This is a genomic window from Colwellia sp. PAMC 21821, from assembly GCF_002077175.1.
In the GTDB taxonomy this organism is placed as follows: Bacteria; Pseudomonadota; Gammaproteobacteria; order Enterobacterales; family Alteromonadaceae; genus Cognaticolwellia.
Genome location: NZ_CP014943.1, coordinates 2,008,483 through 2,034,546 on the forward strand (window position 1 = coordinate 2,008,483; position 26,064 = coordinate 2,034,546).

24 protein-coding genes, 3 tRNA genes and 3 rRNA genes are annotated in these 26,064 nt (G+C 40.8%); 23 read left to right on the forward strand and 7 right to left on the reverse strand.

Features of this window, described 5'->3' with window-relative positions:
- The first annotated feature begins 65 nt into the window (after nucleotides 1-65).
- The 4 genes from tsaC (at nucleotide 66) to A3Q33_RS08475 (ending at nucleotide 2,749) form a co-directional block, all read left to right on the forward strand.
- A complete protein-coding gene (gene tsaC / locus A3Q33_RS08460) occupies nucleotides 66-611 on the forward strand; it encodes an L-threonylcarbamoyladenylate synthase type 1 TsaC (protein ID WP_081179571.1) in 546 nt (181 codons plus the stop codon).
- Nucleotides 608-1,513: an oxygen-dependent coproporphyrinogen oxidase gene (gene hemF, locus A3Q33_RS08465; protein WP_081179572.1), complete on the forward strand. Its 906-nt coding sequence runs from the start codon at nucleotides 608-610 to the stop codon at nucleotides 1,511-1,513. The genes tsaC and hemF overlap by 4 nt, the downstream gene beginning before the upstream one ends.
- Before the next feature lie 169 nt (nucleotides 1,514-1,682).
- Nucleotides 1,683-2,495, forward strand: coding sequence for a shikimate dehydrogenase (gene aroE / locus A3Q33_RS08470; RefSeq protein ID WP_081179573.1), 813 nt, complete (start codon nucleotides 1,683-1,685; stop codon nucleotides 2,493-2,495).
- 20 nt (nucleotides 2,496-2,515) lie between these two features.
- Nucleotides 2,516-2,749: a hypothetical protein gene (locus tag A3Q33_RS08475; RefSeq protein WP_081179574.1), complete on the forward strand. Its 234-nt coding sequence runs from the start codon at nucleotides 2,516-2,518 to the stop codon at nucleotides 2,747-2,749.
- 13 nt (nucleotides 2,750-2,762) lie between these two features.
- Here A3Q33_RS08475 and A3Q33_RS08480 read toward each other — a convergent pair whose 3' ends face one another.
- Complete coding sequence (locus A3Q33_RS08480; RefSeq protein WP_081179575.1) at nucleotides 2,763-3,305, reverse strand: gamma carbonic anhydrase family protein; 543 nt, start codon at nucleotides 3,303-3,305, stop codon at nucleotides 2,763-2,765.
- Nucleotides 3,306-4,097: 792 nt separating this feature from the next.
- Between A3Q33_RS08480 and A3Q33_RS08485 the strand changes: the two genes are divergently transcribed.
- The 7 genes from A3Q33_RS08485 to A3Q33_RS08515 all read left to right on the forward strand — a co-directional run bounded on the left by A3Q33_RS08485 (nucleotide 4,098) and on the right by A3Q33_RS08515 (nucleotide 11,780).
- A 16S ribosomal RNA gene (locus A3Q33_RS08485) occupies nucleotides 4,098-5,642 on the forward strand.
- Between the two features lie 103 nt (nucleotides 5,643-5,745).
- Nucleotides 5,746-5,821, forward strand: a tRNA-Ala gene (locus tag A3Q33_RS08490).
- Between the two features lie 34 nt (nucleotides 5,822-5,855).
- Nucleotides 5,856-5,932: transfer RNA gene (locus A3Q33_RS08495), tRNA-Ile, on the forward strand.
- Between the two features lie 494 nt (nucleotides 5,933-6,426).
- Nucleotides 6,427-9,319: ribosomal RNA gene (locus tag A3Q33_RS08500) — 23S ribosomal RNA — on the forward strand.
- A 266-nt stretch (nucleotides 9,320-9,585) separates the two neighbouring features.
- Nucleotides 9,586-9,700, forward strand: a 5S ribosomal RNA gene (gene rrf, locus A3Q33_RS08505).
- The 16S, 23S and 5S rRNA genes sit together here with 3 tRNA genes alongside, the layout of an rRNA operon.
- Before the next feature lie 43 nt (nucleotides 9,701-9,743).
- Nucleotides 9,744-9,828, forward strand: a tRNA-Tyr gene (locus A3Q33_RS08510).
- 590 nt (nucleotides 9,829-10,418) lie between these two features.
- Complete coding sequence (locus A3Q33_RS08515) at nucleotides 10,419-11,780, forward strand: DEAD/DEAH box helicase (protein WP_081179576.1); 1,362 nt, start codon at nucleotides 10,419-10,421, stop codon at nucleotides 11,778-11,780.
- Nucleotides 11,781-11,833: 53 nt separating this feature from the next.
- Here the strand turns inward: A3Q33_RS08515 and A3Q33_RS08520 are convergent, their stop codons facing one another.
- Nucleotides 11,834-12,277, reverse strand: a complete 444-nt coding sequence (locus A3Q33_RS08520; protein ID WP_081150578.1) for a YaiI/YqxD family protein — start codon at nucleotides 12,275-12,277, stop codon at nucleotides 11,834-11,836.
- Between the two features lie 122 nt (nucleotides 12,278-12,399).
- On the opposite strand from A3Q33_RS08520, the gene A3Q33_RS08525 reads away from it, so the two are divergent.
- The 3 genes from A3Q33_RS08525 to A3Q33_RS08535 all read left to right on the forward strand — a co-directional run bounded on the left by A3Q33_RS08525 (nucleotide 12,400) and on the right by A3Q33_RS08535 (nucleotide 14,551).
- Nucleotides 12,400-12,876, forward strand: a complete 477-nt coding sequence (locus tag A3Q33_RS08525) for an acyl-CoA thioesterase (RefSeq protein WP_081150576.1) — start codon at nucleotides 12,400-12,402, stop codon at nucleotides 12,874-12,876.
- Between the two features lie 67 nt (nucleotides 12,877-12,943).
- Nucleotides 12,944-13,297, forward strand: a complete 354-nt coding sequence (locus tag A3Q33_RS08530) for a DUF2750 domain-containing protein (RefSeq protein WP_081182430.1) — start codon at nucleotides 12,944-12,946, stop codon at nucleotides 13,295-13,297.
- A gap of 6 nt (nucleotides 13,298-13,303) precedes the next feature.
- Entirely contained in the window at nucleotides 13,304-14,551 is a 1,248-nt protein-coding gene (locus tag A3Q33_RS08535) for a DEAD/DEAH box helicase (protein WP_081179577.1), read from the forward strand.
- Between the two features lie 373 nt (nucleotides 14,552-14,924).
- On the opposite strand, the gene A3Q33_RS20590 is transcribed toward A3Q33_RS08535, so the two are convergent.
- Nucleotides 14,925-15,089, reverse strand: coding sequence for a hypothetical protein (locus A3Q33_RS20590; RefSeq protein WP_155866734.1), 165 nt, complete (start codon nucleotides 15,087-15,089; stop codon nucleotides 14,925-14,927).
- Between the two features lie 184 nt (nucleotides 15,090-15,273).
- Here A3Q33_RS20590 and nhaD point away from each other — a divergent pair, with 184 nt between their 5' ends.
- Nucleotides 15,274-16,671 carry a sodium:proton antiporter NhaD gene (gene nhaD / locus A3Q33_RS08540; protein WP_081179578.1) on the forward strand — a complete coding sequence of 466 codons (1,398 nt, stop codon included), beginning with the start codon at nucleotides 15,274-15,276 and terminating at the stop codon, nucleotides 16,669-16,671.
- A gap of 65 nt (nucleotides 16,672-16,736) precedes the next feature.
- On the opposite strand, the gene A3Q33_RS08545 is transcribed toward nhaD, so the two are convergent.
- The 3 genes from A3Q33_RS08545 to A3Q33_RS08555 form a co-directional block, all read right to left on the reverse strand.
- Nucleotides 16,737-17,864 (reverse strand): alpha/beta hydrolase, encoded by a 1,128-nt coding sequence (locus tag A3Q33_RS08545; protein WP_081179579.1) that lies wholly within the window; start codon nucleotides 17,862-17,864, stop codon nucleotides 16,737-16,739.
- Between the two features lie 76 nt (nucleotides 17,865-17,940).
- Nucleotides 17,941-18,378 carry a hypothetical protein gene (locus A3Q33_RS08550; protein ID WP_081179580.1) on the reverse strand — a complete coding sequence of 146 codons (438 nt, stop codon included), beginning with the start codon at nucleotides 18,376-18,378 and terminating at the stop codon, nucleotides 17,941-17,943.
- Between the two features lie 70 nt (nucleotides 18,379-18,448).
- A complete protein-coding gene (locus A3Q33_RS08555) occupies nucleotides 18,449-18,661 on the reverse strand; it encodes a cysteine-rich CWC family protein (protein ID WP_081179581.1) in 213 nt (70 codons plus the stop codon).
- Between the two features lie 114 nt (nucleotides 18,662-18,775).
- Between A3Q33_RS08555 and A3Q33_RS08560 the strand changes: the two genes are divergently transcribed.
- Nucleotides 18,776-19,213: a hypothetical protein gene (locus tag A3Q33_RS08560; protein ID WP_155866735.1), complete on the forward strand. Its 438-nt coding sequence runs from the start codon at nucleotides 18,776-18,778 to the stop codon at nucleotides 19,211-19,213.
- A gap of 110 nt (nucleotides 19,214-19,323) precedes the next feature.
- On the opposite strand, the gene A3Q33_RS08565 is transcribed toward A3Q33_RS08560, so the two are convergent.
- Nucleotides 19,324-19,767, reverse strand: a complete 444-nt coding sequence (locus A3Q33_RS08565) for a DoxX family protein (RefSeq protein WP_081179583.1) — start codon at nucleotides 19,765-19,767, stop codon at nucleotides 19,324-19,326.
- A 283-nt stretch (nucleotides 19,768-20,050) separates the two neighbouring features.
- Here A3Q33_RS08565 and A3Q33_RS08570 point away from each other — a divergent pair, with 283 nt between their 5' ends.
- From A3Q33_RS08570 to A3Q33_RS08600, 7 genes are all read left to right on the forward strand, one after another.
- Entirely contained in the window at nucleotides 20,051-20,923 is an 873-nt protein-coding gene (locus A3Q33_RS08570) for a pirin family protein (RefSeq protein ID WP_081179584.1), read from the forward strand.
- 445 nt (nucleotides 20,924-21,368) lie between these two features.
- The gene (locus A3Q33_RS08575) at nucleotides 21,369-22,271 is read left to right on the forward strand and encodes a LysR family transcriptional regulator (RefSeq protein WP_081179585.1); all 903 of its coding nucleotides are present in this window, start codon (nucleotides 21,369-21,371) and stop codon (nucleotides 22,269-22,271) included.
- 139 nt (nucleotides 22,272-22,410) lie between these two features.
- A complete protein-coding gene (locus A3Q33_RS08580) occupies nucleotides 22,411-23,103 on the forward strand; it encodes a pirin family protein (protein WP_081179586.1) in 693 nt (230 codons plus the stop codon).
- Between the two features lie 59 nt (nucleotides 23,104-23,162).
- The gene (locus tag A3Q33_RS08585) at nucleotides 23,163-23,891 is read left to right on the forward strand and encodes a sulfite exporter TauE/SafE family protein (RefSeq protein ID WP_081179587.1); all 729 of its coding nucleotides are present in this window, start codon (nucleotides 23,163-23,165) and stop codon (nucleotides 23,889-23,891) included.
- Between the two features lie 25 nt (nucleotides 23,892-23,916).
- Nucleotides 23,917-24,282 (forward strand): MliC family protein, encoded by a 366-nt coding sequence (locus A3Q33_RS08590; protein WP_081179588.1) that lies wholly within the window; start codon nucleotides 23,917-23,919, stop codon nucleotides 24,280-24,282.
- A 225-nt stretch (nucleotides 24,283-24,507) separates the two neighbouring features.
- Nucleotides 24,508-24,861, forward strand: coding sequence for a hypothetical protein (locus A3Q33_RS08595; RefSeq protein ID WP_081179589.1), 354 nt, complete (start codon nucleotides 24,508-24,510; stop codon nucleotides 24,859-24,861).
- On the forward strand, nucleotides 24,833-26,029 hold the full coding sequence (locus A3Q33_RS08600; protein WP_081179590.1) for an esterase/lipase family protein: 1,197 nt from the start codon (nucleotides 24,833-24,835) through the stop codon (nucleotides 26,027-26,029). The genes A3Q33_RS08595 and A3Q33_RS08600 overlap by 29 nt, the downstream gene beginning before the upstream one ends.
- Nucleotides 26,030-26,064 lie beyond the last annotated feature (35 nt).

Genomic DNA, 26,064 nt, shown 5'->3' on the forward strand with positions numbered 1-26,064 from the left:
GAACCTGTAAAAAAACGTATAATCACCCTCTAATTATTTTCATTCATTGGCATTAGCTACACGTTATGACTACAGCGTTAGAAACATTTCAACAGGGCGGTATTTTAGCTTACCCAACAGAAGCCGTATTTGGCTTGGGCTGTGATCCTGATAATGATGAGGCGATTAACAAACTATTGTCGATCAAATCAAGACCAGCAGATAAGGGCTTAATATTACTTGCGGGTAACTACTCACAGCTTTTACCTTATATAGATGACAGTAAAATACCTCAAGATAAACGCTTTGCCGTGTTATCACGCTGGCCTGATGGCATTACGCAAATTGTGGCTAAAAATCCAGACACCTCTAATTTATTGACTGGCCGTTTTGACACTATTGCAGTTCGTGTTACTAGTCAACCAGACGTAGTTGCCCTTTGTTTAGCAACTAATAAACCTATTGTTTCTACCAGTGCTAACTTAAGTGGCAAACCCCCAGCAAAAACTTGGCAAGAAATTCCTAACGAACTTGCTGATAAAATTGATTTTATTATTAAAGGTAAAACCCTAGGCTTTGATCAGCCTTCTACTATTATTGATGCACTATCTGGAGATGTTATTCGCTCATGAGCACTATAAATATCGATGTTGTTGTAGAATTTTTAAAAGCGTTGCAAGATCAAATTTGTTCTGCGCTCGAAGCCGCTGACGGTAGTGGCAAATTTATTGAAGATAATTGGGTGCGCGCAGAAGGTGGTGGTGGTAGAACTCGCGTGTTAACCAATGGGAGTGTTATTGAACAAGGAGGGGTGAATTTTTCTGTAGTGTCTGGAGATAAATTACCACCATCTGCAACCGCACACCGCCCAGAATTGGCGGGTCGAAAATGGCAAGCTTGTGGTGTTTCATTAGTTATTCATCCGAAAAACCCTTTTATTCCTACTTCTCATGCCAACGTAAGATTTTTTATTGCTGAAAAAGAAGGTGAAGCACCGGTATGGTGGTTTGGTGGCGGTTTTGACCTCACACCATTTTATCCTTTTAAAGAAGATGTTGTACATTGGCATCAAACCGCAAAAGATATCTGCCAACCTTTTGGTGATGATGTTTACCCTGAATATAAAAAGTGGTGTGATGATTATTTCTACTTAAAGCATCGCAATGAAACACGTGGTGTGGGTGGTTTGTTTTTTGATGATCTTAATAAATGGGGTTTTGAACAATGCTTTGATTATATCAAAGCAGTAGGTACTGGTTTTATTGACGCATACGTACCTTTGATGGAAAAGCGAAAAGATACCCCATTTGATGATAATAACCGTCAATTTCAATTATATCGTCGCGGCCGTTACGTTGAATTTAACTTAGTTTTCGACCGTGGCACTTTATTTGGTTTGCAATCAGGCGGCAGAACAGAATCAATTCTAATGTCGATGCCACCATTGGCTCGTTGGGAGTATAACTTTCAAGCTGAGCCTAATAGTGCTGAAGATAAACTTCAAGACTACTTAGTGCCACAAGACTGGGTATAGACTGCTGTCAGCTTGAGCCTAGAGCCTACATTATATGTACACTGTTTGTGACGTAAACCATTAGCCAGACATAATTGCTATATAAAGCAGTAACTCCGTTACTGCTTTTTTGTTTGCATTGTTTAACAACTACGTTAATCTAACGCTAAACACTTAAGCTAGTAACCTCATGGATCAATATCGCGTATTTGGTAATCCAATTGCCCAATCAAAATCTCCTTTTATACATCAGCAATTTGCTGCGCAATCAAAACAACTTATGAACTACCAAAGTGAGCTGGTTGCATTAGATCAATTCGATGTAACCGTACAAAAACTCATAGCCAACAATGGTAAAGGCGCTAATGTCACCGCGCCATTTAAAGAACAAGCATTTGCACTTTGCGATAAACTAAGTGAGCGGGCTAAACTTGCAGGCGCTGTTAACACCTTGATTTTTTCACAAGGCAGTATATATGGTGATACAACCGATGGTATTGGCCTGGTAAGTGACTTATTGCGACATCAAGTTCAACTGCAAGACAGTAAAATTTTATTATTGGGTGCTGGTGGTGCTGCAAAAGGTGTTGTGCAATCTCTATTGGAGCAGTCTCCTAAATCGTTAACTATTGCTAATCGTACATTAAGTAAAGCCCAAGCTATTGCTCAGCAATATCCGAATGATACTATTCAGGCGATTACTTTCGCTGATACTGAACAAGCTACATTTGATATTATTATCAATGCGACTTCGGCAGGGTTGTCTGGCGATAGCCTGCCAATTTCTGATCAAACCATTAAACGCTCAAATACTTGTTACGACATGGTCTATGGCAAAGACCCAACCGCGTTCTTAAAGCAAGCGCAGCAACTTGGCGTTGTACACATTATCGATGGTTTAGGTATGTTAGTAGGGCAGGCGGCAGCAAGTTTTCAGTTATGGACCGGCATTAACCCAGATGTTGACCCCATACTTCAATCGTTAAGAGCACAATTAACATAACCAGTTAAGAGTATAAGCAGATGAACCAAGCCATTTTATTTAACGATGATTTACATTTTAATAAGCAGCATGATGCTTGGTCTTTTACGGGGCAGGTGTCTGGGCAGAAGATAACGATCTATTTTCATTCTATGCAGTTAAAGCAATTAGCGGAAATTGATAATTGCACTAAATATGATTTAGAAGAAGTAACAGAGCTCTGGCTCGAGAAAAACGAGCCAGAAGATAACGAAATACATATAGATATGCGGTAGTCGGTATTGTTAGCTATATATCAGCCAAGTACTCTTCTTTTAATTCAACATAGTTTATCGCTGACTGTTTGAGAAAGTTTGCTTCACTTTCTTTTAACACTCTGGCTTGCTTGACTGGGTTACCTACATATAAATAACCGCTTTTCAGTGTCTTGTTAGGAGGCACTAAACTACCCGCACCAATAAAAACATCATCTTCAACAATAGCACCATCCATAATAATAGCGCCCATACCCACTAATATTCGATCGCCCAAAGCACAGCCATGTAGCATACACTTATGACCGACAGTAACATCATCGCCTATAACTAGTGGATTACCATCTGGGTTACTTGCGCTTTTTCGAGTGACATGTAAAACAGTACCATCTTGGATATTGGTTCTAGCACCAATGGTAATTTTGTTTACATCGCCTCTTGCAGCAACTAAAGGCCAAATACTTGTATCATCACCTAAGGTAATGTCACCAACAAGCACGGCAGTTTCATCTACATAAACAGCATTACCTAATATAGGCGTAATGCCACGATAGCTTCGAAAATTATTTTTATGCATAAATAAAAGATTTTAAAATGATTGATGCAGATATATTAGCAAAAATTAGCCATTAAATAGTGTTCTTCAGATAATAGTTTAATTCTAATCTACTAAAGCAAGACTAATGGGATGAGTAGAAGCAGATAAAACCGTGCGATTAATCAGCGTATTGAACATTAAAAACTCAATCACAGTAAGGCTTGTACAAATAAAAAGCAAACAAACATCTTTTCGCAATTTAATTGCATTTAGGTGTTGACGTGAGGCGAGAAATCTCTAAAATGCGCTCCAGTTCCAAGGGGTAACCCCAACGGGCTGTTTTAATAAGTTATCTAACGCGGTTTAGGCCAAATTGGTTAACGTAATGTTTTAAAAGGTTGGTTTTGAAAGTTTTAAAAACTTTTAAAATAAATTCAAATAAAACGTTGACATTAAAACTGAGTTGCGTAGAATGCGCATCTCGCTTCAGGCAAGGCCTGCAGCAACGAAGCAAAGCGAATGAGATTTTGTTTCGGTTAGTTTTTTACTTCGAGTTTAAACTAACGTTCTTTAACAATTAGTTATCATGCAATTTGTGTGGACACTCACATTAACGTTGATTTTACATAGTTACCTTCGGGTAACAAAAAAACAGCTTAATATGATGTCACACAAAAATAAGTATCATTTAGGTCTTCGGATTTAAATAATACGTTTTATGTAGTTTTTACCTTCTTTAGTCGGATAGGTAAGAACACGACAGAATTCATTGAGCAGATGTCTTTTCTTGGTTCACTTCGGTGAGTTAAGGTGAGCATCACAAACGATTTTTAATTGAAGAGTTTGATCATGGCTCAGATTGAACGCTGGCGGCAGGCTTAACACATGCAAGTCGAGCGGTAACAGAGATAGCTTGCTATCTGCTGACGAGCGGCGGACGGGTGAGTAATGCTTGGGAATATGCCTTTGAGTGGGGGACAACAGTTGGAAACGACTGCTAATACCGCATAACGTCTACGGACCAAAGGGGGGGACGCTTCGGCACCTCTCGCTCATTGATTAGCCCAAGTGAGATTAGCTAGTTGGTAAGGTAATGGCTTACCAAGGCGACGATCTCTAGCTGGTTTGAGAGGATGATCAGCCACACTGGGACTGAGACACGGCCCAGACTCCTACGGGAGGCAGCAGTGGGGAATATTGCACAATGGGCGAAAGCCTGATGCAGCCATGCCGCGTGTGTGAAGAAGGCCTTCGGGTTGTAAAGCACTTTCAGCGAGGAGGAAAGGTTAGTAGTTAATAACTGCTAGCTGTGACGTTACTCGCAGAAGAAGCACCGGCTAACTTCGTGCCAGCAGCCGCGGTAATACGAGGGGTGCAAGCGTTAATCGGAATTACTGGGCGTAAAGCGTGCGTAGGTGGTTTGTTAAGCAAGATGTGAAAGCCCTGGGCTCAACCTGGGAACTGCATTTTGAACTGGCAAGCTAGAGTTTTGTAGAGGGTAGTGGAATTTCCAGTGTAGCGGTGAAATGCGTAGAGATTGGAAGGAACATCAGTGGCGAAGGCGGCTACCTGGACAAAGACTGACACTGAGGCACGAAAGCGTGGGGAGCAAACAGGATTAGATACCCTGGTAGTCCACGCCGTAAACGATGTCAACTAGCCGTCTGTAGACTTGATCTGTGGGTGGCGTAGCTAACGCGCTAAGTTGACCGCCTGGGGAGTACGGCCGCAAGGTTAAAACTCAAATGAATTGACGGGGGCCCGCACAAGCGGTGGAGCATGTGGTTTAATTCGATGCAACGCGAAGAACCTTACCATCCCTTGACATCCAGAGAAGAGACTAGAGATAGACTTGTGCCTTCGGGAACTCTGTGACAGGTGCTGCATGGCTGTCGTCAGCTCGTGTTGTGAAATGTTGGGTTAAGTCCCGCAACGAGCGCAACCCCTATCCTTATTTGCCAGCGAGTTATGTCGGGAACTCTAAGGAGACTGCCGGTGATAAACCGGAGGAAGGTGGGGACGACGTCAAGTCATCATGGCCCTTACGGGATGGGCTACACACGTGCTACAATGGCAAGTACAGAGGGCAGCAATACCGCGAGGTGGAGCGAATCCCACAAAGCTTGTCGTAGTCCGGATTGGAGTCTGCAACTCGACTCCATGAAGTCGGAATCGCTAGTAATCGTAGATCAGAATGCTACGGTGAATACGTTCCCGGGCCTTGTACACACCGCCCGTCACACCATGGGAGTGGGTTGCAAAAGAAGTGGCTAGTTTAACCCTTCGGGGAGGACGGTCACCACTTTGTGATTCATGACTGGGGTGAAGTCGTAACAAGGTAACCCTAGGGGAACCTGGGGTTGGATCACCTCCTTATCTTGAAGTAAAACAGCTTAATGAGAACCTCGGTTCTACGAGTGTCTACACAAATTACATGATAACGAATTAGAAGAAGAAAACGTAAACCCTAGTATAATAAGGGGCTATAGCTCAGCTGGGAGAGCGCCTGCCTTGCACGCAGGAGGTCAGCAGTTCGATCCTGCTTAGCTCCACCACTTATTATACAAGTATCGATGTTTGATACGATGCAGGTCTGTAGCTCAGCTGGTTAGAGCGCACCCCTGATAAGGGTGAGGTCGGCAGTTCAAGTCTGCCCAGACCTACCAATTCTTCGTTACTCTGCGTTAGTTCGCAGCTCGTGTAGAAAACCTACACGTCGCTACCAACTGCCTTGATTAACAAAGAATACATTTACTTCTTCAAAAGAATTGAATGACCAAACTTAAACTATCAAAGTTGATAAGTTAAGTTTGGTTTTTTAAACCAAGATTTATACCGAATGCGCGTATAAGTTTAGTTCTTTAACAATCTGGAAAGCTGATATAAATACCGGTATTTATATGATGAACACGGTGTCGCGCTGTTGTTCATAAATTATAAATACCAAGCTGTTATTAATGGGAATATCGCCTGTTAATGATGGTGATTACGGGTCCTCCTCGGAAACGTAATCAACCCGGTAGTAAATTTACTTTTACGAGTTAAATTTATTACCACTCTTATTCAAGACACACTTTGTGTGCGTGAAAATGTCAGACTTTACAATTGCTGTGGATTAGTCTCCGCGGTGTACCAAATAGGAAACTACTTGGGGTTGTATGGTTAAGTGACTAAGCGTATGTGGTGGATGCCTTGGCAGTTAGAGGCGATGAAGGACGTGTTAATCTGCGAAAAGCTTTGGTGAGGTGATAAAAACCGTTATAGCCAAAGATATCCGAATGGGGAAACCCACCCGTCGTAAGGCGGGTATCATTAAGTGAATACATAGCTTAATGAGGCGAACCGGGAGAACTGAAACATCTAAGTACCCCGAGGAAAAGAAATCAACCGAGATTTCCTTAGTAGCGGCGAGCGAACGGGAATTAGCCCTTAAGTGGTTTGTAAGTTAGTGGAATCTACTGGAAAGTAGAGCGATACAGGGTGATAGCCCCGTACACGAAAATAAACTTATCATGAAATCGAGTAGGTCGGCACACGTGAAACGTTGACTGAACATGGGGGACCATCCTCCAAGGCTAAATACTCCTAACTGACCGATAGTGAACCAGTACCGTGAGGGAAAGGCGAAAAGAACCCCTGTGAGGGGAGTGAAATAGAACCTGAAACCGCATACGTACAAGCAGTGAGAGCTAGATTTAGTCTAGTGATTGCGTACCTTTTGTATAATGGGTCAGCGACTTATATTCTGTAGCAAGGTTAACCGAATAGGGGAGCCGTAGCGAAAGCGAGTGTTAACTGCGCGTTTAGTTGCAGGGTATAGACCCGAAACCCGGCGATCTACCCATGGGCAGGTTGAAGGTTGAGTAACATCAACTGGAGGACCGAACACACGTATGTTGAAAAATGCGGTGATGACTTGTGGGTCGGAGTGAAAGGCTAATCAAGCCGGGAGATAGCTGGTTCTCCCCGAAATCTATTTAGGTAGAGCCTCGCACGAACACCATTGGGGGTAGAGCACTGTTAAGGCTAGGGGGTCATCCCGACTTACCAACCCTTTGCAAACTCCGAATACCAATGAGTGATATGCGGGAGACACACTACGGGTGCTAACGTCCGTTGTGAAGAGGGAAACAACCCAGACCGCCAGCTAAGGTCCCAAAGTACTAGTTAAGTGGGAAACGATGTGGAAAGGCATAGACAGCTAGGAGGTTGGCTTAGAAGCAGCCATCCTTTAAAGAAAGCGTAATAGCTCACTAGTCGAGTCGGTCTGCGCGGAAGATGTAACGGGGCTAAACTAGTCACCGAAGCTGCGGATTTGAACTTAGGTTCAAGTGGTAGGGGAGCGTTCTGTAAGCCGTTGAAGGTGAGTTGTAAAGCTTGCTGGAGGTATCAGAAGTGCGAATGCTGACATGAGTAACGATAAGGGGAGTGAAAAACTCCCCCGCCGAAAGACCAAGGTTTCCTGTCCCATGTTAATCAGGGCAGGGTAAGTCGGCCCCTAAGGCGAGGCGGAAACGCGTAGTCGATGGGAAACAGATTAATATTTCTGTACTTCTATATATTGCGAAGGAGGGACGGAGTAGGCTAGGTGAGCACGGCGTTGGTAGTCCGTGTGAAAGTATGTAGGCGGTTATCTTAGGTAAATCCGGGATTTCATTTAAACGCTGAGATACGAGACGAGACTCTACGGAGTTGAAGTCATTGATGCCATGCTTCCAGGAAAAGCTTCTAAGCTTCAGATATATAGGAACCGTACCCCAAACCGACACAGGTGGTTAGGTAGAGAATACTAAGGCGCTTGAGAGAACTCGGGTGAAGGAACTAGGCAAAATAGTACCGTAACTTCGGGAGAAGGTACGCTCTCTAATGTGAAGCCCTTGCGGCGTAAGCATCGGAGAGTCGAAGTAACCAGGTGGCTGGAACTGTTTATTAAAAACACAGCACTGTGCAAAATCGAAAGATGACGTATACGGTGTGACGCCTGCCCGGTGCCGGAAGGTTAATTGATTGGGTTATCTTCGGAGAAGCTCATGATCGAAGCCCCGGTAAACGGCGGCCGTAACTATAACGGTCCTAAGGTAGCGAAATTCCTTGTCGGGTAAGTTCCGACCTGCACGAATGGCGTAATCATGGCCACACTGTCTCCACCCGAGACTCAGTGAAATTGAAATTGCGGTTAAGATGCCGTATACCCGCGGCTAGACGGAAAGACCCCGTGAACCTTTACTATAGCTTGACAGTGAACATTGCTCCTACATGTGTAGGATAGGTGGGAGGCGTTGAAACTTTGTCGCTAGATGAAGTGGAGCCAACCTTGAAATACCACCCTTGTATGCGTGATGTTCTAACCTAGGGCCCTTATCGGGCTTGGGGACACTGTCTGGTGGGTAGTTTGACTGGGGCGGTCTCCTCCTAAAGAGTAACGGAGGAGCACGAAGGTTGGCTAAGTACGGTCGGACATCGTACGGTTAGTGCAATGGCATAAGCCAGCTTAACTGCGAGACAGACACGTCGAGCAGGTACGAAAGTAGGTCATAGTGATCCGGTGGTTCTGTATGGAAGGGCCATCGCTCAACGGATAAAAGGTACTCCGGGGATAACAGGCTGATACCGCCCAAGAGTTCATATCGACGGCGGTGTTTGGCACCTCGATGTCGGCTCATCACATCCTGGGGCTGAAGTCGGTCCCAAGGGTATGGCTGTTCGCCATTTAAAGTGGTACGCGAGCTGGGTTTAGAACGTCGTGAGACAGTTCGGTCCCTATCTGCCGTGGGCGTTTGAGAATTGAAGAGGGCTGCTCCTAGTACGAGAGGACCGGAGTGGACGAACCGCTGGTGTTCGGGTTGTTATGCCAATAGCATTGCCCGGTAGCTACGTTCGGAACTGATAACCGCTGAAAGCATCTAAGCGGGAAGCAGGCTTTGAGATGAGTTCTCACTGGAGCTTTAAGCTCCCTAAAGGGTCGTTGGAGACTACAACGTTGATAGGTTGGGTGTGGAAGTGCTGCGAGGCATTGAGCTAACCAATACTAATTACCCGTGAGGCTTAACCATACAACACCCAAGTGGTTTTAAGTTGTATGAAGTTTGACAAAGTGTAGGAATACACACATCACGCATAACAATTGTGTGAATAAGAGATTAAGAACAACAAACGGTATTTACAGCTTTCTAAGATTATTAATTGTTAATCACTTGCGCAGGTAAGTGACGAATTGACAAAGCCGCAAATGAGCGTGACACGGAGTTGAGTTTACTCAATGAGTATCTAAGCGATTGCAGCAATGCCTTCAATTTGGTAATTAACAAGCAAGTTTTTGTCTAGCGACAATAGCGACATGGCCCCACCTGATCCCATTCCGAACTCAGAAGTGAAACGTGTTAGCGCCGATGGTAGTGTGGGAGTTCCCATGTGAGAGTAGGACATTGCTAGGCTTCTTTTCAGAATACCCAGCTTCGGCTGGGTTTTCGACCCTGTGGAGGGGTTCCCGAGTGGCCAAAGGGATCAGACTGTAAATCTGACGGCTCAGCCTTCGGTGGTTCGAATCCACCTCCCTCCACCATCATTCTAAAAACCCGTAACGAAAGTTACGGGTTTTTTTTCGTTTGTTTTTTCGTTTTTATAACTAATACCAATTGAAATAAATAATCGATCATTTTAAGGCGGTTTAAATCGTCAATAACTGCGTTGTTTTCAATCACACACGCCCGCTATTACTCGACAATTGCTCCTGCATTGTTCTACTTACGGGCATCCATGCCCTAATCAATCAAACGCCTTGCCTGCAGGGATGCAGGTACTTATGTTTAGTCTGGAACAATAAACATGTATTCTTGAACAATTTATCCTCGCTTAAAATTGGTCAATAACTTATTACATTTGGTATAAGTTTTTAGTTTATATAACGAGTTTCAACCCCTACAGTCCTTTTGCTTTCCTTTTTCTATAAGGTCTTTTAGGTAGATTAGTTTTTAAAAGTTCCCCCCACCTAACCACAGCGAGTTTTACTTAGAAATTAAATTCTTACTATTAAAAACGGCAGATATTTAATCAACTTGGTATATGCACTACCATTGCACAAAAGCCGTCTATACTGTATTCTGCACCGCCGTTTGACATTGGCTCAAACCACCAGCGAGAAGAGTATATTCTATGAGTTTTACCGAGTTAGGTTTATCTGCCCCCATTCAAAAAGCGATTGCGGAAAAAGGTTACGATACGCCTTCACCTATTCAAGCCCAAGCTATTCCTGCTGTGCTTGCTGGTAAAGACGTTATGGCTGCTGCACAAACGGGAACAGGTAAAACTGCAGGTTTTACTTTACCAATTCTTGAATTACTTTCTCGCGGCGATAAAGTGCGACCAAACCAAGCGCGAACTCTTATTATTACGCCAACTCGTGAACTTGCGGCACAAATTGCAGAAAACGTAGAAATGTACGGTAAGCACTTACCTTTAAAATCAACCGTAGTTTTTGGTGGTGTTAAAATTAACCCTCAAATGCAACGTTTACGTGAAGGCGTTGATATTTTAGTTGCTACACCGGGCCGACTATTAGATCTCTATAATCAAAATGCTGTTCGCTTTAATCAATTAGAAATTTTAGTTCTTGATGAAGCTGACAGAATGTTAGATATGGGCTTTCTTCGTGATATTAAGAAAATTTTATCATTGCTACCAAAAACGCGCCAAACGCTACTTTTCTCAGCAACGTTTTCTCCTGATATTCGTGAGCTTGCAAAGCGCATGGTTAATGATCCTGTAGAAATTTCAATTAGCCCAAAAACTACTACGGCTGAAAGAGTTGAGCAATCGATCTACTCGGTTGATAAAAACAGAAAAGCAGCGTTGTTAACACATTTAATTCTAGAAAATGACTGGAAACAAGTTATCGTGTTTATGAAAACTAAACATGGTGCAAATAAATTAACTAAACAGTTAGATGCTGCAGGTATTCAAGCCGCTGCTATTCATGGCAATAAAAGCCAAGGCGCCAGGACTAAAGCGTTAGCACAATTTAAAGAAGGCAAAATTAGCGTGCTAGTGGCAACTGATATTGCCGCTCGCGGTATCGATATTGACCAATTACCACAAGTGGTCAATTTTGAATTACCTAATGTGCCTGAAGATTACGTTCACCGTATTGGTCGTACAGGCCGAGCAGGTTCTAGTGGTCATGCCGTATCATTAGTCTGTGCGGATGAAATAGATTTACTTAATGACGTTGAACATGTGATACAAACACACATTCCAAGAGAAATTGTAGCAGGATTTGAACCTGTACACGCCTTACCTGAATCACGTAATTTACGTGCTTTAAAACCTAAAAAACCAAAGAAATTTAAATCGGAAGGTTCTGAGCATAAAGATGGTCAACGCTCTGGTGATAATGCTCGAGGTAATAAGCCTACCGGAAAAAATCGTCGTCATATAGGTAATAGCTCAGCAAGTAACCCTTATGGTAATAGTGATGGCAATGGTGGCGGTCGCCGTCGTATTAATCCAACTAAGTAACAATTGAAACAACGGCTAAATTTAATTTAGCCGTTGTTATTTGCATGGGCGCTTTATTTTTGCGCTAACAGTTTATCGAGATTGTTAGCAAATGCTTGTCGATCACCCTGGCTGATAGGTGGTGCTCCACCTGTTTCTATACCGCTAGAGCGCAGTGTATCCATAAAATCACGCATGTTAAGCCGTTGACGGATATTTGCCTCAGTGTAGAGTTCACCTCTAGGATTCAGTGCTAAACAACCTTTTTCAACCACTTCTGCAGCTAAAGGTATGTCTGCCGTTATGACTAAATCATTGGCTTCGGCGCGTTTAACAATTTCATCATCGGCTACATCAAAGCCAGCGGTAACTTGCACAAAGTTAATCACCTTTGAAGGTGGCACTTTTAAATAATGATTTGCCAATAATGTCGTGGGTGTTTGTGTGCGCTCTGCTGCTCGAAACAAGATCTCTTTAATGACTACCGGACAAGAGTCGGCATCAACCCAAATTTTCATGCTTTACCTTTAAATACTAACAATAATATAACTAGTGGTAATGTAACGCTAAATATCGTGTAATGTAAGCTCTGTTAAGCGCTAATTACCCATAAGTACACATACTCTAACTAGGACGAACAATGAACCAACCACAACGCGATATAACCTTAAGATTTTTAGCTGAGCCACAAGACGTAAACTTTGGCGGTAAAGTCCATGGTGGTGCGGTAATGAAATGGATCGATTTAGCAGCTTACGCCTGTGCAGCAGGTTGGAGTGGCCGTTATTGTGTGACCGCATATGCCGGTGGCATTCGTTTTATAGCGCCGATTCATGTCGGCAGTTTAGTTGAAGTTGAAGCTAAGGTTATTTATACCGGAAACTCTTCCATGCATATAGCATTGGAAGTTAATGCTTGTGATCCTAAGTCGTTAAATCGTCGGTTAACTACACACTGTATCGTGATCATGGTTGCTGTTGATCAAAACGGGCAGTCTGAACGTATCCCTGAATGGATACCAAAAACAGATGCAGATATAAAGCAGCATGAAAGTGCAAAAAAATTAATGGAAATGCGTAAACAGATCGGCGAAGAGATGCAAATTTTTGTAGAATAGCGTTACTCAATAAACTTGTTCAGGATTTCATGTGTTAGAGCCAGATAAAATTAAACAAATATTGCAAATGGATGATGCACAACGAGCCGCTTACTTCCTCAATGAGGCAGTAAGCCAAAGCGAGTTATGGATTTTAACCGATGAGCACGGCTGTGTAATGCTCAACACGGAAGATGAAGATTGTGTGCCCGTTTGGCCTAATAAAGAGTTTGCTCAAGCTTGGGCTACTGATGGTTGGGAAGCTTGCCAACCTGAGGCTATCTCTTTAAATAAATGGTTTAGTCGTTGGACTCATGGTTTAACTGATGATGAACTCGCTATTGTGGTATTTCCAAGCCAAGACGAGCAAGGGTTAATCTTTTACCCTGACGAACTTGAGCATGAACTTAAACAAAAACAACACTCGATTAATAAGCGATAAATAAGCATGAGTTTTTCGTCCCTAGCATTAGATAAATCATTAACTGATGCTGTTAAAGCCTTAGGCTATGATCAGCCAACGCCTATTCAGCTGCAGGCCATTCCTGCTATTTTAGCCAATAAAGACATTATGGCGGGAGCACAAACTGGCACAGGTAAAACCGCTGCGTTTGCTTTACCTATTCTGCAACGCTTAGGCGAGAATATTCCTGCTGCAAGACCTATAAGAGCACTTGTATTAACCCCGACACGTGAGCTGGCTCAGCAAGTGTATAAAAGCTTTGTTAGTTATGCTGAAAACACCGAGCTTAATATTGCCGTTGCGTATGGCGGCGTTAGTATTAAGCCGCAAATTGAAGCCATAGAGAAAGGTGCTGACATACTCATCGCCACGCCTGGCCGTTTGTTAGATCATATAGTTACAGGCAGTGTGTTATTGATTCATCTCGAAACTATTGTGTTTGATGAAGCCGACCGCATGTTAGATATGGGCTTTAAAGATGAAATAGACCGAATTTTAAATCGGCTACCGCCCAAGCGTCAGACATTACTGTTTTCAGCCACTTTTGATGATGCTATTTTCAAACTCAGCAAAACTTTACTTAATGATCCTGAGCTTATTGAAGTTAGTGAACGTAATACCGCAGCTACAAAAGTCGAACAAATTGTTTATACCGTGGACAGCGATCGCAAACGCGAGCTAACGTCATTTCTAATTGGTTCTAAAAACTGGCAACAAGTGCTTATTTTTACTCGTACAAAAATTGGCGCTGATGAACTCGCGAAAGAAATGTCTAAAGACGGCATTAAAACTCAATCGATACATGGTGATAAATCACAAGGTGCGCGTGATAAAGCCTTGGCTGAGTTTAAAGCGGGTAAAACTAGGGCGTTGGTCGCCACAGATGTTGCCGCACGAGGTATCGACATTAGTGATTTACGTTATGTTATTAATTACGAACTTCCCTATATTGCTGAAGACTACATTCACCGTATTGGCCGAACAGGACGAGCAGGTAATGAAGGTTTAGCTATTTCTTTAATGAGCCCGTCAGAAACGTGGTTGTTGGAAGCGGTAGAAAAAGTATTAGACACACGTTTAATGCAACAATGGCTACCAGGCTACGAACCCGATCTAACCAAAAAAGACGCCCCCGCGAGAAAGAATACGTTAGGGCAACAAAAGAAACACGGCCGACAAAAAGCCTTTGGTGATAAAAACAAGGCTAAGCCTAATAAGCCACGTCGTCGTTAATATAAAACGTGAGAAAATTTAAAAGTCGAATTAAAAAAATTCGGCTTTTTATGTTCAGGCCTCTCTCAGACATCCTGTCTTTCGAGGCATTAGTTCATCTCGGTAATTGCTCCTGCATTACTCTAATGACTTACTTCCCTGTAAGAACATGCACGTCGAAGAACGGTATGTCACGATCACATGGCCGTTCCTAGTCATCCATGACTCCACGGCATTAGTACATCCATGTACGTCGATGTGAAAGAGTGACGAAAACGTTAAAGGGTAAATAAATAAGCGACCAATTCGTTATATTCTGCAAAAAAATTACTACGATCTAATGATTTACTATCAATTAAATACTTACCGTTAACCACCATGGTTGGCACGCTGGTCAGTAATAAGAGAAATATTCAGTTAACTCAGGTGTTGAAGTTTTCTTTTCCGCCACTACGCGATAGTGTTTCCCTGCTTCGAAGGTGGTAGAAAAACTCGTAAAACTGGTAGCGAATAAAAGCGTTATTGCACATGTACCGATGGTTTTTATTAAGTTAGTCATACCTTTCCTTAACAATCTCATAGGTAGACGCAACATAAACCAGAATGTTCTCAGAAAATGTAAAAAATAGTGTCAATAGCTTGTTATTGCAGGCTTATTGAATATTGTTAGCTTATTTTTAATGACTTTATTGGTGACATAGTGTCTTAATAGAACAAGGACATGCAAAAATAAGTATCAGGCAATGAAATTACCAATTTTTACTATCATCCTTCTACTCTTTACTTGTTTCAATACTTCGGCAAGTGAAGCCGCAACTGCGACAATTTCACTGACGGAACATTGGGTTGGATATGCTGCTATTGCTATCTTCGTTGTTGCTTATATTGTCGTAATTTTTGAAGAACAACTGCACATGCGAAAATCAAAACCTATGCTGTTAGCGGCGGGCGTTATTTGGTTCTTAGTGGCTATTGTTTACCAACAAATGGGAGATAATCATTCCGCTGCCGTCGCAATTAGGCATAACTTTCTTGAATACGCTGAGTTATTTTTCTTTCTACTAGTGGCGATGACCTATATCAACTCCATGCTTGAACGTGAGGTTTTTGATGCCTTGCGAGACAGACTCATTATTAAAGGTTTAAGTTATCGTAAGTTATTTTGGTTAACGGGGATGTTGGCATTTTTTATTTCTCCTGTTGCCGATAATTTAACAACAGCACTGATCATGTGCGCGGTTATCTTAGCGGTTGGAAAAGATCAGCCTAAATTTATTGCTATTGGCTGTGTCAATATTGTTATAGCAGCAAATGCTGGCGGCGCCTTTAGTCCGTTCGGCGACATAACAACCTTGATGGTTTGGCAGAAAGGTCTGGTCGAGTTTGGAGATTTCTTCAAATTATTCCTGCCTTCATTAGTCAACTACTTAGTGCCAGCATTTATTATGCAATTTGCTTTGCCTTTAGGTAGGCCTGCAGCAATATCATCAGCGCCAGTACAAATCAAAAAAGGTGGCCTAGTTATTGTTGGCTTATTTTTGCTGACCATTATTACTGCCGTTAGTTTTCATAATTTTCTAAATATTCCGCCAGTATTTGGCATGATGACCGGACTAGCATATTTAAAATTATATGCTTATTACTTGCGTGAATTTAACAATACTCATATTGATAAATCAGACTTACCGACCAGTCATTCTGTCGAAGATGATTTTGATATTTTTGATAAAATTGCCAAAGCAGAGTGGGATACCTTGTTCTTTTTCTACGGTGTGATTTTAGCGGTAGGCGGTTTAGGGTTTATTGGTTATTTAACGTTAACATCGAATTTTATTTACGGTGAGTTAGGGGCAACTACCGCAAATATTCTCGTGGGGCTATTGTCAGCCATTGTTGATAATATTCCAGTAATGTTTGCTGTATTGTCAATGCAACCGGATATGAGCCAATGGCAGTGGTTACTGGTGACATTAACGGCTGGGGTAGGTGGTAGCTTGCTGTCTATCGGCTCAGCAGCTGGTGTGGCGTTAATGGGGCAAGCACGGGGGCAATATACTTTCTTTAGCCATCTTAAGTGGACACCGGTTATCGCTTTAGGCTACGTCGCCAGCATTGGCATGCACTTTTGGCTTAACGGCTAGTTTATGCTTGATAACTCAATACTAAACAGTGATATTAAAGCTGCTTAGTATTGAAATAAATAGGCCTATGTTAAGCACCAAATTTGTGCTGACTGATGAGCCCTTTTACGCGTGCTATCGTTGTTGTCGGTATCATCGATACTTTGTCTTATATCCTCATTAACCGTGGCCCATAAATAATAACTATGTTCAGTGATGCCACAAACAATATTGGAACAATTGAGTTGATTTATCTTATTATGTAACTGCAGGGGTCTCGCGGGACCATTGTGGCCTAACCTATCTATATTTCCTTTGGTGTAGTCAGAAATACACATTGCCAAATCGCCATTGTTATAATAAACCGTGACTTGTCTTGCTAATCGATGCAAGTTTTCCATTGGCTGGTCAAGCTCAAAAATATTATCATCAACATCAGGAGCACACATAAATATGTGATGAAATAATTGAGGTAAGTTTTTCTGATTATTCACCTCATGTAATGAATTTACAGCATGTTGTAAAACATAATTACCCATTGAATGACACAGTAAATGTAGTTGTTGACCACATTCCTTTTTTTCGGGGTCTTTATCTTTAGGTCTAAGAGTCATGAGAAAGTCACGCAACTTAAGAAATCCACGAGCCACCGCTATGCCAGAATCTTCAGCATCGCTGCGGTCAGATAAATAAGCTTTGTTTTTCATCATCTTACCATTTGATGGCCAGGTAAAAAGAAACACGCTGGTATCTTTTAAGTCTTCAATATCTTGTGAATGGCGGTTTAACATTAATTCTAACGCCATAGCAGAGGCTAACGCTTCAAACCAATCAACATTAAAACCATGAATGAAAACGACCATATCTCGCTTTAATTCCATTTGTTTTTTAAGCGCAATAAATGCCTTGGTAGAAGCAAGTACAGCATTTGTATCTAGTGAGGAGTCTTCTGGTTCTTTAAAAGCGCAGGTAGTATGTTTTTTTCTTAATTTATCTTCAATATAGCTAGATAAAGCCTCGCCATCGCCACTGCGCTTATGAACTTTATTACTCAGGAAGTGTTTTATCTTATTGAGGCTAACATCGACCGAAACTCGGCCAAAGCGTAAATTATTTGATCGATCTGAGCTAAAGTCTTGTCCGTAACTGTCGGGAGACCAACGATCACCAATATGGTTTCTGTTAGTGGCATAATATAACGTTAATGTAAGCATAGGAGCATCCTGCAGAATTGAACTTAACTACGATAATTGTAGCGAAGTTTTTTTTGCTAACAAGTAAACAGGATGTTTATCTAGATTTTATGCGATGAATAACTTTCGTTATCAGGCTTGCTTTGCCCAGTTCTAGTGCAGCATCATCATAATTACTATTTAATATTTTAATGCGCATAGAATAAGTTGCACCATGGCCCCAAGGCCACCAAATAACAGCTAGTGCGGGTGTTTCTTCAGTCGCTGGCTTGGTAAAAATCAGTTGTTCTTTGTTAAGATTAGCTAACTCTCCAAGTTCAGCTTTTAGTGATTCTGGCGCTTTTCTAATGTTTTTTTTATGCCACTCTTCACTCAATAACCGACGTAAAATAGTTAATATACGGTCTTTTTTTTCCCATGAAAATTCAGCTAGTAAAGCCGATTGTTTTTCTTCCCAACGCCAGGTAAGTTCATCACCTAAAGGTGTGGTTATTGTACTGAATATAGTGTCTTGTTGGTTTTTATTATATGACACAAAAATTCCTTTGCTATTGAGTGGTTTAAGTAGTTTTATTGAAAATATATTAGCACATTATTGCTACTTGTTAAGACCTGTCGATAATATTATCAAGGTTAAACTTGTCGATGCATTTTTTACAAATACATGACTTTCCCGCTAGTTGTTGCGGTACTTGCGCCAGTAATTCGTGCTTAATTTCACTTTTTACACACCAACAAGGTGTACTGCTGTCTACAGCGCATAAGTTATCTTTTTGGCACAAAGGGCATTGGCTGGTATTAATGTCAGGCATTGGCATTATTTTTCCGTTATTTTATTATCCTTGAAAGTAGCATAACTTCACGAACAGTAAAATATTTAGCTGTATTATCAGGTGTAATGCTAGGTTGAATGTATAAATAAATAGTTTCAAGTGTTAGTGCCACAGTTTGAAATTGTAAAACCAAAGTATAAAGTACAACCCAAAAGTAGTTTTTTAGTATCAACAGGTGGTGGATTAAATATAAAAAACACTAAAAAACTGCTTTCAGCGCTACCACTGTCCATATCTGATAGTCAGGTAATAGTCATAATCGCGTCTCGTATTAATCGTGATATCGAGCATATTAAGTTATTTGCAAAAAATAGACTGGGGGAGCTAGTTTCCCACTGGAAGCGCAATAAAGTATTTATTAATGAAAGAGTGGTAAGAAATTGTCCAGCCTGTAACTCTGAATCCTGTGCGCCTGTTGGGAGTGATAATTTACCAAATATAGTGGCTACATTTGAATACTATAAATGGAGCAAACCCTTAGATAACTGCCCAATGACGCTTCTGGATCCAGTGGATTTCTTAGTTCGGGGATATTAAGCTTGGTTACTCTTAAAGTTTATAGAGCGATACTCCTTACCTTAATTTTTAAGTATGGAGTATCACTAACTTTATCTTAGACGTTGCAATTATCAATGTTAAATTGACTGCTATGACAGCTTGTCGCTAATAAGATTATCGATTGCCACTTTGCCTGCGCCTGAAAAACCTAGTGACACACTAGCAGCAAGCAAAGCTAGGCCAAACTCATAGCCATTATTAGCCATAAATAAACCATTTGCGAAGTGGACTGAAAAAATTGCCACAACCATCGTACCTGCTAATGCCATAGCGGCAGGTCTAGTAAGAAGCCCTAGAAGTAAGAACAAACCACCAAAGAACTCAGCGCTGCCTGCTAATAAAGCCATTATAAATCCTGGCGCTAAACCTATTGACTCCATCCATTGCCCTGTTCCTTCAAGTCCATATCCACCAAATGCACCAAATAATTTTTGCGCGCCGTGGGCTATAAAGATAATACCAACGGGAATACGTAGTACCAGTGCGCTAAACCCAGCTTGAGACGTAACAAGTTTTTTTAGTAATGCTGTCATGATGTGCTTCCTTTTTTCAATATATAGTAATTAGTTAATTAGGATCTTCTTTCGAAGAAGTTGAGCCTATTATTCATTACGGGGCTGAAAGATGAAATTTGTTAATTTAGTATGGAGCATTCTATAAAAGCGAACAAATATGATAGTGGGTGATTTGAGGTGTAAAATTCACAACCTCATTCTGATTTAACGAATGACTTGTTATTATTTTTGCTATGTCTATTCAGGTATAAGAGTGCTATTTTTTCCATACGACTAGTTTAAAACAATAGGAACAAAAATTATGGCGAAAGTATTAAACGGTGTAGAACATGATCTTGGTGGCTTATTTGTAAAACGAGTATTACCTAATAAAGAGAAAAAGATGGTAGGCCCTTTTATTTTCTTTGACCAGATGGGACCAAGTGACTTTCCTGCAGGAAAGGGGATCAATGTAAGACCCCATCCACATATTGGCTTGAGTACACTGACTTATCTGTTCGAAGGAGGTATTTTACACCGCGATTCACTCGGGAATAACTTAGAAATACACCCCGGTGATGTTAATTGGATGACAGCAGGTAAAGGTATTACGCATTCAGAGCGTGAAACCTTCGAAGTACGAGCAAATGCGCATAGAATTAATGGGTTGCAGTGCTGGATTGCACTGCCTGAGCATATGGCTGAGATTGAACCTTCATTTACGCATGTTAAAAAGAATGAGTTACCACATTTTATGCATGAAGGCGTAATGATGCGACTCATTGTCGGCGAGGCCTATGGTATGAGCTCTCCTATAAAAAATTATTCACCGATGTTTTACATCGATATTGCAGCAAGTGAAGGTAGTCAAATTGAAAAACCACACCCGACACAAGAAACCGCGATATTTCCTATAAGCGGTAAAGTAGAAGTGGGCGGTGTTACATACGGTGAAGGCGAATTTGTATTATTAGATGAAAGTGACACTGTTATCAACGTAGTTGAATGTGGTCGCTTTATTATGCTTGGCGGGGATAAGTTTGATCCTGTTCCACACTTATTCTGGAACTTTGTTTCATTTAGCGAAGCACGTATTGAGCAAGCGAAGAGTGACTGGGAAAATGGTCATTTTCCAACAGTGCCAGGTGATAACAAAGAGTATATACCTTTGAAAACTAGAGTTCCTACATCGTAATCATGCAGAGCAAGTATGTCACATGAAAGGTAGCGCTATTGTATATATGTATATATTTAGCGCTACTTTATAAATCTTAACGTATTCTTACCTATGTACAAATTATCACGTAAATTTCAAGAGCAGCTTATTTTAGCTGAGCTGGTTATCCCACCTAAAATTAGTAGCCCCTGCTAAAGATAAGCCCCTGCCTGTAAATTGATAGAATAAGCACGCAGATATGGCCTGCAATTCCACGAACCGACTATACACTTCTACGATTTTTAGCTACACATGATGGAATAATAAAAGTCATATCGCTACAGCTTCATAGTTCATTAAAAATTGAAACTATGCTCTTATAAATATTGCTAATAAACATCCACTATAAACGTGTAATATTGAGGGTAAATTATCTGCTTAGTTAGTTGTTGGATGTAAATATACAACGGAAAGGAAAGTTAAAATGCTACGAATAACCTTAGAGCAATGGCGTATGTTTCAAGCGGTGGTGGAATACGGTGGCTTTAATCAAGCATCGCAGGGCGTATTTAAAAGTCAATCAAGCATTCACACTGCGGTAGGTAAAATAGAAGAATCATTAGGGGTAAAGCTCTTTTCAGTGGAGGGCCGAAAAACAGTGCTCACTGAGGCTGGAAAAATGATTCTACGCCGCTCAAATTACCTGATTGAGGAGGCTAAAAAGGTTGAAGCCATAGGTGTAACTTTAAGTCGAGGTATTGAAAGTCATTTAAAAGTTGCGGTTGATGAAATTTTTCCTCGTGGTCTGCTCTATAAAGCTCTAGAAACCGTGTCGGAGCAATTTCCACTAGTTCAAATAGAGCTACTAGAGTCTATTTTAGGTGGTGCTAACGAAATGCTAACTAACGATGATGCGGAAATAGCTATAGCACCAAGTTCTTTGGGGGCAGGAGTGAGCGAAAGTTTATGCCATATAGAGTTTTGTGCGGTGGCAAGCCCCGAGCACCCTCTGCATACTATTAATAGAACGCTTACCCTAGAAGACTTAAAAAGCTATCGGCAAATTGTGGTTAGAGACTCATCTCGCTTAAATGAGAAGAATAAAGCGAACGAAGGTTGGCTTGAGGCTAATCAGCGCTGGACTGTTAGTCATATGCAAAGCTCGATTGACATGATCATTAAGGGGATGGGATTTGCTTGGTTACCACTGAGCTTAATTACGGAGCACATAAATGATGGCCGCTTAAAGCACTTAGCATTTGATAAAAATAACGAGCGTACTGCCCAACTTTATCTCTCATATAAAGATATAGACAGCCTAGGCCCTGTGGCTCATTATTTTTTAGAAGCGCTAAGAAGACTTTGCGATAGTTCGGTTCAAAAATAGCAAAGATACTGAATCAATTTAGGTTGATTAAATTTATATAAGTTCTTTTAAATAGAACGATAAGTGCTGAATTAAGAAATTTCAATCGTTTAAATGAAAATATAAAATGGTCTTCATCAACTAGATAGGAGACCTAATTATGAAATATATTAGAAAAGCAGAAGATAGAGGCGTTGCAAACTTTGGTTGGCTAGAGAGTAAGCATAGTTTTTCTTTTGGTAATTATTACGATGCTAAACATATGGGGATCTCGGTACTTCGCGTTATCAATGACGATATGGTTATGCCAGGACAAGGCTTCGGTAAACACGGCCATCAAGATATGGAAATTCTCTCTTATGTAATGGAGGGCGCGCTTAAACACGACGATAGCACTGGCAATAGCTATGTAGTTCCCGCTGGAGATGTTCAGCGCATGAGCGCAGGGCGTGGTGTGATGCACTCTGAATTTAATGCATCTGATACCGAGAGAGTTAAATTTCTTCAAATTTGGATACAACCAAATATTAAAGGGATTGAGCCTAGCTATGAGCAGAAAAGCTTGCCGCAAAAAGGTAAGCTGACTTCGCTAGTGAGTCCTAATGGTGAAGATGGTTCTTTATCGATAAATCAAGATGCTAGTATATCTCGTTTAGTCTTGGATAAAGGTGAGGATATTGATTTACAAACTGCAAACCGAATTGGTTACTTACACATTGTTAAAGGACAACTAACCGCTGAAAATAAACCTTTTCAGCAGGGAGATGCATTTGCTGTTGGAACCGATTACACAATTAACGTAAAAGCGGATGAGCCACTTGAAGCTTTATGGTTTAATTTGCCTAATGTATAAGCTTTTTACAAAGGTTGTGGGCAGTTTAAACCAGAGCTAGGATCTATGGAGCGAATATAGTGGAACTATCAGTATTATTACTCATCGCGTTTGTTGTGCTGCTGATAGGTATATCTAAATCGGCATTTGCTGGGGCACTTGGTGTTTTTGCAGTGCCTCTGCTCATGCTCCAGCTGCCCGTTAGCCAAGCTATAGCTATTATGCTTCCTTTACTTATTATTGCAGATGCGATGAGTATAAGGAGCTTTTGGCTTAAGTGGGATGTATCGTTGTTAAAACGATTAATACCTGGCGCTATAGTAGGCATCACCTTCGCTAATTTAATTATTGACTCAATTAACCCAAGCTATTTGCGCAATATTATTGCGATACTTTGTATTGTTTTTGCCTTGAAAAACATTATATTCAAAAATATTGAATTAGCATTTCTCAAAAGTACATTTGGTGCTTATTTAATGTCAGCAAGTTCAGGGATTAGTAGCACGCTTGTCCATGCAGGCGGCCCACCTCTAATCATGTACTTTACCGCTATAAAATTACCACAAGCTAAATTTGTAGCGACTGCTACCGCATTTTTTGCAATTATGAATATTGGTAAGTTAATTGGGGCGTTAAGCTTTGGGTTACTAAGTCTAGACATTACCTTAACTGCCTTGGCATTTGCACCTCTGGCATTTTTAGGGAATTGGATAGGGGTACATATTAACAAGGGGCTCAATAAAAAACTTTTTTTCAAAATTATGAATTACATACTATTGTTATTAGGCCTGTGGTTAATAATCAATTGAGTAAAAAATATAAATGGGGTAGTCAATGAAGCATATTTTTATAAGTATTCTTTGCTGCTTTGCCGTTCTTTCATGCACAAGCAAAACAGATGATATTAATACTAGTGAAGCAACTCAAAATATTACTTTTAGTTGTGACCAAGGTGGAATCATTAAAGCGCTATATTCAGCAGATGGTAGTGAAGCTATCTTAGACATCAAATTGGTAGCGCAGCAGATCGATGTCAAAAATATACCTCTTAACCAAACTATATCAGGCTCTGGCGCTCGTTATATTAATAAAAAAAATAGCGTTGTAGCGTATGAGTGGCACACTAAAGCGGATTTTGCATTATTGAGTATCACCTTGAGCCCTGATAGAACAATAAGTGTATCATGCGACCAAAATTAAATTATTATATAGAAAATTGCCAATAAATTTACGGCTGCTAAAAGCACTAGTAAAATTAATACTATAAGAGAAATTCTTCTGTCTCAAAAGATACGATTATTTGTTACCTTGATGATCTGCACTTTATTTGTGGGGTGTTCAAACTCGCGTTTTGTTCATCAAGTTAGTCCTTCTGTAAATATAATAAAAGGATACAATGCCTTAATTTTACAGTCGTTTACTTCATTGAATACTGCAACCGTTGAAGAGTATTGCCGCTCGCTAAGCGATGATACTGACTATTACTTAGTTGATCGTTTGCACTGTGCAAATGAACTTCTAAGTAGAAGGGATTTGTCATCGAAGCAGCAACAGTTTGCGCTATTTTCATACAATGACAGTTTACATAAAATAATAAGAGCTCAGCATTCTGGTTTATTACAAAGTAAAAAAATAACAATTAGTTACCATACCTTTGAACAGTTTACATTTGCACAAGACATCACTGCACTTGATATCCGCTTAACTCCCACTATTTTCGGCGAAATTGGCATACCAGTAACTATTCAGCGTGATAATACCAGTAACTATTCAGCGTGATAATACCAAAACGGGGTTAGATAAATATTTACCACTTGAAGGTATTTTAGAAAGTGCCAGTATTACATTATCTAATATTGAAACTTTTGAAGATAAAAAGTCGCTTCATATAACACTTCAAATCAACCATGACTTTAGCAAAAACCAAATAATACTTGGTAATAATAACTACACTATTCGACGCTCGCCAAGCAGTGCTTATCTCTCATTAATTGAACAAGCCGACATTGATGAATATAGCTGGTTGGGCTTTGTATCTGCTGCTAAAGCAGAAAAACGTAGAGGTATATTTGCAATCAACGGGCTTTCTGACACAAAGATACCGGTGATCATGATCCACGGATTAAATTCAGACCCGCTGATTTGGCGACACCTCACTATAGCAATGTTGAATGATCCAGCGTTAGTTGCAAAGTATCAAATTTGGCATGTGTATTACCCATCAGGACCGCCTCCTTTTTATAACGCAGCACGTCTTCGTAATAACATTCGAGAATTGTTACACAATATAGGTAACCCAGAACTTAATAAGCAAGCCGCAGTCATTGGACATAGTATGGGCGGTTTAGTGGCCAATTTACTGACAACAAAAACTAATTATGAGTTATGGGACGCCACATTTAAGCAACGGCCTGAATATGTTGTTAGTAAGCAAGATACTATTGTGAAAGATATTTTCACTTTCAATCCTATTTTTGAAAAAAATACCGTGTTTTTCTTAGATACGCCTTTTAAGGGATCTGATGTTGCTAATTCATTTATTGGACAAGTGGGATCATTTCTTATTTCACTACCACAAGATTTTACACAAATTTTTAAACGCTTCTTTGACCGAGTTGGGCCAGACATCCTTACTGAAAAAATGAGACCTTTTCTCATTAATTACGGACCAAGTAGCGTGCACGTCCTTCGACCGGGACATCCATTAATGGACGCACTATATAAATTACCGATAAGCGGTGAAGCATACGCAATAATTGGTTCTAATAGTGGGGTATTAGATTGTGACCAAAACAATGGCTGTAGAAATATTTCAGATGGTGTGGTGAATTATGACTCTGCTAATTATTTACATGCGAAAGAACGCATCATTGTAGAGTCATCGCATGACTCATTTAAAAGTGCTCAAGCGATTGAATTTATTTTGAGTAAGTTGAGGACTAAATGAGTTACATGTGCGTTTGTCTCAAATAGACCTCAATT